The sequence below is a fragment of the uncultured Ligilactobacillus sp. genome, assembly GCF_948826705.1.
Classification (GTDB): Bacteria; Bacillota; Bacilli; order Lactobacillales; family Lactobacillaceae; genus Ligilactobacillus.
The window spans coordinates 21,324-27,323 of the sequence record NZ_CAQLEL010000131.1 but is presented as its reverse complement, the minus strand read 5'-3'; the positions used below and the strand labels follow the sequence as shown (position 1 = coordinate 27,323).

The following is a 6,000-nucleotide window of genomic DNA, read 5'->3' as shown; positions in this document are numbered from 1 at the left end:
CCGCGCTCGGTGCGGATGCCGCGCTTCTCCATAGCGGAAGCGGCAACGCCTAAATGGACGGTGGGTATCTGGTCTATCCCCTGCCGTTCATAACTGCGATGGTCTACGCGCTCCGCGTGTCCGTTCTGCTCCAATGCCTGATTGCAGAGTTCCGCCCATGCCGCCCGCCATATCGAAGGAGAAGAGAATTGGTCGCTTTCGAAAACACTCGAATATGCATTCGATGATTACTGCATAGCTCTTATGGCTGAAACGATGGGGCGTAAGGATGTCGCTGACGAATTCTACCGACGCTCAGGCAATTATGTAAACGTATACAATCCTGCGACATCTTTCATGCAGCCTCGCGACTCTAAAGGAGATTTTCTTGACGGTTTCAACCCCGACGATTATACTGAAGATATCTGTGAGAGCAATGGGTGGCAGTATTTCTGGTCGGTACAACATGATATTGACGGACTCATTGACCTTGTCGGAGGGAAAGACCGCTTTAAAGAAAAACTCGACAGCATGATGACCTACAATCCTTCACCCAATGACTCACTCCCGATATTCAGCACCGGCATGATCGGCCAATATGCTCATGGAAATGAGCCCAGCCATCATGTAGTGTATATGTACAACAATGTCGGACGTCCCGATTTAACTCAGAAATATGCTTCAGAAATAATCGAGCAGCTTTACAATACGACTCCTGCAGGTCTGTGCGGCAATGAGGATTGCGGACAGATGTCGGCCTGGTTTGTATTCTCGGCAATGGGCTTCTATCCGGTCAATCCCGTAAATGGGATATATGAGTTGGGAACTCCGCTATTTAAAAAGATGCAACTGCATCTTGACAACGGCAAAATATTTACCGTTAATGCTCCTGATGTCAGCAAAGAAAACATATATATCCGCTCGGTAAAAATCGATGGTAAGCCTTATGACAAGACTTTCATCACTCACGAGCAGATAATGTCGGGAGCTACTGTAGACATGGAGATGTCAGCTACTCCGGCGTCATTCCCCGACAATAAATAAATTTTCGTAATTTTGCACTACAGTTATTACAGAAAGCAATTATCACCTCAAATCTGATGAATAGAATCAATCTTTCAGCCATTTCTTTTGGTTTTAATATCGCCATAATATCTACCTCACATTTTATCTTTTTTGTAGATATTATATCGCGTTTGATTACATTTTAATATATTTTGCTTAACAGTTATTTCCTCCCTCCACTAAAGCAAACGCTTGTTTGTAACTGTTGGTTTTCTATGTTATAATTACTCTATAAAAATGTATTGAGGTGTTCAAAATGACAAAAGCATCCGAAAAAAGACAGCTAAACATTTTGCGTTTTATCTACAATACAGTTGAGAGCAAAGGTTATCCACCGACTGTGCGAGAGATCTGTCAAGCAGTCTCACTTTCTTCGACCTCAACTGTACACGGTCATTTAGCACGCTTAACTAAGAAAGGCTTTCTCAAAAAAGATCCTACCAAGCCGCGGGCAATGGAAGTTACCCCAGCTGGTCTAGAAGCCTTGGGGATCAAGACCACTTTAAATGAGATCCCAGTCGTTGGAACTGTGACCGCAGGGATGCCGATCTTAACTGTTGAAGAAACAACTGATTATTTTCCATTACCCCCTAATTTAAGTGATGCCAATGATTTGTTCATGTTGAACATTCGTGGTGAAAGCATGATCGATGCTGGGATCTTAGATGGTGATCAAGTTATCGTTAGAAAACAATCTGCTGCTGATAATGGTGATATCGTGATCGCCATGACCGAAGACGATGAAGCAACATGCAAGCGATTCTACAAAGAAGACGGATATTTTAGATTACAACCTGAAAATGAAACGATGGATCCGATCATCTTGGATAATGTCGTAATTTTAGGTAAAGTCATCGGACTCTACCGTGATATGATCTAAAGTCAATATTTTAGTGACTAGGAGTTTACAGACTTCTAGTTTTTTTATTCAAAAAAAGATGCCTCAAAGTGCATCTTTTAGAACTATTTACTTGCCTTAGCCATTTTTAACAATTCTTCTGCATGTTCTAGCGTCAAAGTCGTGATCGAAGAACCCGATAGCATTCGAGCTAATTCTTCGATCCGTTCCTTATCATTTAAGATCGTAAGCGAAGTTTCAGTCCGACCATTAGCTACATGTTTAGCAATGAAATAATGGTGGTCTGCCACAGCTGCGACCTGTGGTAAGTGGGTGATACACAGCACTTGCGAATTAGTTGCGATCTGACTGATTTTTTCAGCAATCGCTTGTGCGACGCGCCCACTGACTCCAGTATCGACCTCATCAAAAATAATACTCGTCACACCCTTATTTTGGGCAAAGATCGTCTTTAGTGCGAGCATGATCCGCGATAATTCACCACCAGAAGCGATCTTTGCTAAAGCCCCCATTTCTTCTCCAGGATTAGTTTGAATGTAAAATTCGACCCGATCAAGACCATTTTCAGTCAATTGTCCGTTCTCTGGTAAAAAACGTACTTCAAAAACAGCTTTATCCATATAAAGTGCACCCAATTGCTGATGGATCTCAGCTTCGAGTCGTTTAGCAGTTTGTTTGCGTAACTCACTGATCTCTAGTGCTAATTCTTTTGCCTTGGCGTGAGCTTCTTTGACCTGTTCGACTTGCTGTTCTAAGTTTTCATCGCTTTGTTGCATCGTTTCAAGTTCTCGTTTTATCTTATCGTAATAAGTTAGGATCGTTTCGATCGAATCACCATATTTACGCTTGAGTTGATGGATCGTTTCGAGCCGTGCTTCGATGGAATTTAATAATTCTTCATCCCACTCCAGATCACTTAATTGCCCTGAAACTTCATGCGCTGCATCTTGCAGATTATAGAAAGCATCGGAAACCTTTTCGTAGATCGCTGCTAATTCAGAATTGAACTCAGCCACGTCTTCTAACTCGCTCATGACATTACCTAGAACACTCATCACATCTAATTCTTCACCATTTAGCACTTGATAACTCATCTCTAAAGCGTGATGGATCGTTTGATAATTATCTAATTGGCGTTTTTGTTCTTGGAGCTCTTCTTCTTCCCCCTCGTGTAACTGCGCTTCACTGATCTCATTAACTTGAAATTGTAACATATCAAGTCTTTGAGCCCACTCATGCGCATTTTTCTCGCGTTGCTCTAGTGCATGAGAAAGACGACGATAATCTGCATAAAGTGTCTGGTATTGTGCCAATTTAGCTAGGATCTCAGGCTGATAATTATCAACTAAGGCTAAATGACGCTCAGGATCCATCAATTCTTGATGCTCATTTTGCCCATGGATATCGATCAATGTTTGCCCCACCTGCCGAAGTGTGCCTAGATTGACCAAAACGCCATTTATCCGGCAAACATTTTTGCCACTGCGATAAATATCGCGTTGTAAGATCAAAACATCATCCTCACATTCGATCCCAAACTCATCTAAAAGCTCATATGTTCGAGTTGCTTTAGGGATAGTAAATTGTCCTTGGAGCAATGATTTATTAGCTCCCTTGCGAATAAAATCACTCGAGCCACGTCCACCTGCTAGTAGCCCTAAAGCATCGATAATAATGGACTTACCAGCCCCAGTTTCACCAGTCAAGACCGTCATATTCGTTCCAAAATCAACGGTCAACTGCTCAATAATTGCAAAATCACGGATCATTAATTCTTGTAACAAAGTACTTTCCTGCTGTTGCTAAAAGTAACAGTTTTTCCTTTCCCAAAATCTAAAAGTCCTATTTATCATCGACCAAGGCCAATAATTTACGCTCGATCTGCAACGCATCTTCATTTGAACGTGCAAAGAGCATGATCGTGTCATCATCACCTAAAGTAGCAAAAACTTCATCGTAGTTCATTTGTGAGATCAAGCTCGAAAGTGCTGGCCCATTACCAGGCAAAACTTTGACCATACATAGATCACGGTGACAGTCAGAAACAAGATAGGCGTCACGCAAAACTTTCCTTAGTTTTTTTTCGGTATTATCCTTCTTGGTCGTCGGTAAACTATACCGATACGACCCATCTGGCGTCGGTACTTTGATCAGCTGCATCTCTTTTACATCACGTGAGATAGTAGCTTGAGTCACTTCAACTCCCTTAGCTAAAAGGAGACTAACAAAGTCTTCTTGCCGATAAATCGCATTATCCTGGATCATTTTTTTAATAATTCGTTGTCTATCTTGTTTTCTCACTGAGAAATCATCCTTCCTACCTACTTATCTTTTTGATGAAGTAATGTTTGATGGGCTTGTTTGATCACTGCACTTGGATCGACATTAGCACTGATCGTTGCAGTCTTTGATGTTGCACGCAAATGGACTAAAAATTCAATATTTCCTTCACCACCCGTGATCGGTGAAAAATCAAGGTCTAAAACATCATATCCTGCTTTGACAGCAAAAGCGACCAACTCTTGGATCACTTCTAAATGGACTTTTTCATCCCGAACGATCCCGTGCTTACCAACTTTTTCACGTCCCGCCTCAAATTGAGGCTTGATCAAAGCCACCACGTCACCGCCCGGCTCTAAGATCGCATGTAAAGTCGGCAAGATAAGTTGTAATGAAATAAAAGAAACATCGATCGTCGCAAAATCAGGGCGTCCAGCAGTAAAATCGTCTAATTTACTGTAGCGAAAGTTAGTATTCTCCATTACAACGACTCGCGGATCTTGACGCAACTTCCAAGCTAATTGATTAGTTCCCACATCGAGGGCATAACTCAACTTGGCACCTTTTTGTAAGGCAACATCAGTAAAGCCACCCGTAGATGAACCGATATCAAGGACTGTTTTATTTTTGGTACTTAGTTTAAAGACTTTGAGCGCTTTTTCAAGCTTTAAACCACCACGACTAACATAGGGCATCTTTTTCCCCTTAAAATGTAATTTGACACTTGGATCGATCTTTTCACCTGGTTTATCCAATCGTTCTTCATTTTCACCTAAGATCTCACCTGCCATAACTGCACGTTTCGCTTGTTCGCGTGTCTCGAATAGACCCTGCTTGACCAATAATACATCTACACGTTCTTTTTTCATACTTACATCCTTACTTATAATTTAAAATACTCTAGCACTTGACGCAAAAGAGAAGTCTCAAGACCACTTTCATCCAAAAGCTCAAGTTGATCTTTTGCTTGCTTTAACGTATCAGCTAGTGCCTGTTTAGCTCCTTTTAGCCCTAAAAGGCGTGGATAAGTATTTTTATTTTCCGCCACATCCTTATTAGCTGTCTTACCCAACTCGGCTGTAGTTGCCGTCACATCTAAAATATCGTCATAGATCTGAAAGGCTAGACCAAATTTTTGCCCAAAAGTAACTAATGCCTGTTCTTGTTTTGGTGTTGCTTCACCTAAAATGGCACCGGCAAAACAAGCATATTCCAACAATTGTCCCGTTTTATTTTTATGGACTTGCATCAACTCAGATAAGGTCAAAGTGGCCTTTTCACCTAAGATATCGCCAGTTTGGCCTGCGACCATCCCATTTGCCCCCGCTGCTTTTGCAAGTTCAGCTACCAAGGTAATCCGTTTTTGGGGAGTAAGCTTTGTTTTAGCTAACCAGCCAAAAGCCTCAGTTAAGAGAGCATCGCCTGCTAAAACCGCTATATCTTGACCAAAAACTTTATGATTTGTCGGTTTGCCCCGCCGCAGATCGTCATTATCCATCTCAGGTAGATCATCATGGATCAAAGAGTATGTGTGCAGAAATTCTAGACTTCCCGCCACACTCAAAACATCTGTATCGATATTTTTTTCTAAACTTTGGCAGATCACCAAGATCAAAAGCGGTCTGATCCGTTTCCCCCCCGCTTCAAGCGAATATTGCATTGCCACTCGAAGTGTCTCATTCTCAGTAAATTGCGTCAAGTAATGTCGCATATGCTGTTCAAGTAATGGGATCATTTTATTTTGAAAATTTGCTAACTGCATTTTTCACTTTCTAGGTATGGGATCACTAAGAAGCCCTAGATTCCTTCCTTATTTA

General features: G+C 41.6%; 6 protein-coding genes and 1 pseudogene. 2 read left to right on the top strand and 5 right to left on the bottom strand.

Annotation, left to right across the window (positions count from 1 at the left end):
- A pseudogene (locus Q9Q35_RS09635) lies at positions 1-170 on the bottom strand (MobA/MobL family protein); the annotation flags it as partial.
- Between Q9Q35_RS09635 and Q9Q35_RS09630 the strand changes: the two are divergent.
- Both Q9Q35_RS09630 and lexA read left to right on the top strand, forming a co-directional pair.
- Positions 142-1,023 (top strand): glycoside hydrolase family 92 protein, encoded by an 882-nt coding sequence (locus Q9Q35_RS09630; RefSeq protein WP_304653162.1) that lies wholly within the window; start codon positions 142-144, stop codon positions 1,021-1,023. The pseudogene Q9Q35_RS09635 and the gene Q9Q35_RS09630 overlap by 29 nt on opposite strands.
- A gap of 277 nt (positions 1,024-1,300) precedes the next feature.
- Positions 1,301-1,924 (top strand): transcriptional repressor LexA, encoded by a 624-nt coding sequence (lexA, locus tag Q9Q35_RS09625; protein ID WP_304653161.1) that lies wholly within the window; start codon positions 1,301-1,303, stop codon positions 1,922-1,924.
- Between the two features lie 83 nt (positions 1,925-2,007).
- Here lexA and recN read toward each other — a convergent pair whose 3' ends face one another.
- The 4 genes from recN to Q9Q35_RS09605 are packed head-to-tail and all read right to left on the bottom strand — an operon-like array spanning position 2,008 to position 5,945.
- Positions 2,008-3,687 carry a DNA repair protein RecN gene (gene recN / locus Q9Q35_RS09620; RefSeq protein ID WP_304653160.1) on the bottom strand — a complete coding sequence of 560 codons (1,680 nt, stop codon included), beginning with the start codon at positions 3,685-3,687 and terminating at the stop codon, positions 2,008-2,010.
- Between the two features lie 58 nt (positions 3,688-3,745).
- On the bottom strand, positions 3,746-4,204 hold the full coding sequence (locus Q9Q35_RS09615; RefSeq protein ID WP_304653159.1) for an arginine repressor: 459 nt from the start codon (positions 4,202-4,204) through the stop codon (positions 3,746-3,748).
- Between the two features lie 20 nt (positions 4,205-4,224).
- Entirely contained in the window at positions 4,225-5,052 is an 828-nt protein-coding gene (locus tag Q9Q35_RS09610; RefSeq protein ID WP_304653158.1) for a TlyA family RNA methyltransferase, read from the bottom strand.
- Between the two features lie 14 nt (positions 5,053-5,066).
- Positions 5,067-5,945, bottom strand: a complete 879-nt coding sequence (locus Q9Q35_RS09605) for a polyprenyl synthetase family protein (protein ID WP_304653157.1) — start codon at positions 5,943-5,945, stop codon at positions 5,067-5,069.
- Positions 5,946-6,000 lie beyond the last annotated feature (55 nt).

Excerpts from the sequence above, each read along its gene's own strand:
- lexA (WP_304653161.1), top strand. The coding sequence starts at position 1,301 with ATGACAAAAGCATCCGAAAAAAGACAGCTAAACATTTTGCGTTTTATC.
- Q9Q35_RS09610 (WP_304653158.1), bottom strand. The coding sequence starts at position 5,052 with ATGAAAAAAGAACGTGTAGATGTATTATTGGTCAAGCAGGGTCTATTC.
- Q9Q35_RS09605 (WP_304653157.1), bottom strand. The coding sequence starts at position 5,945 with ATGCAGTTAGCAAATTTTCAAAATAAAATGATCCCATTACTTGAACAG.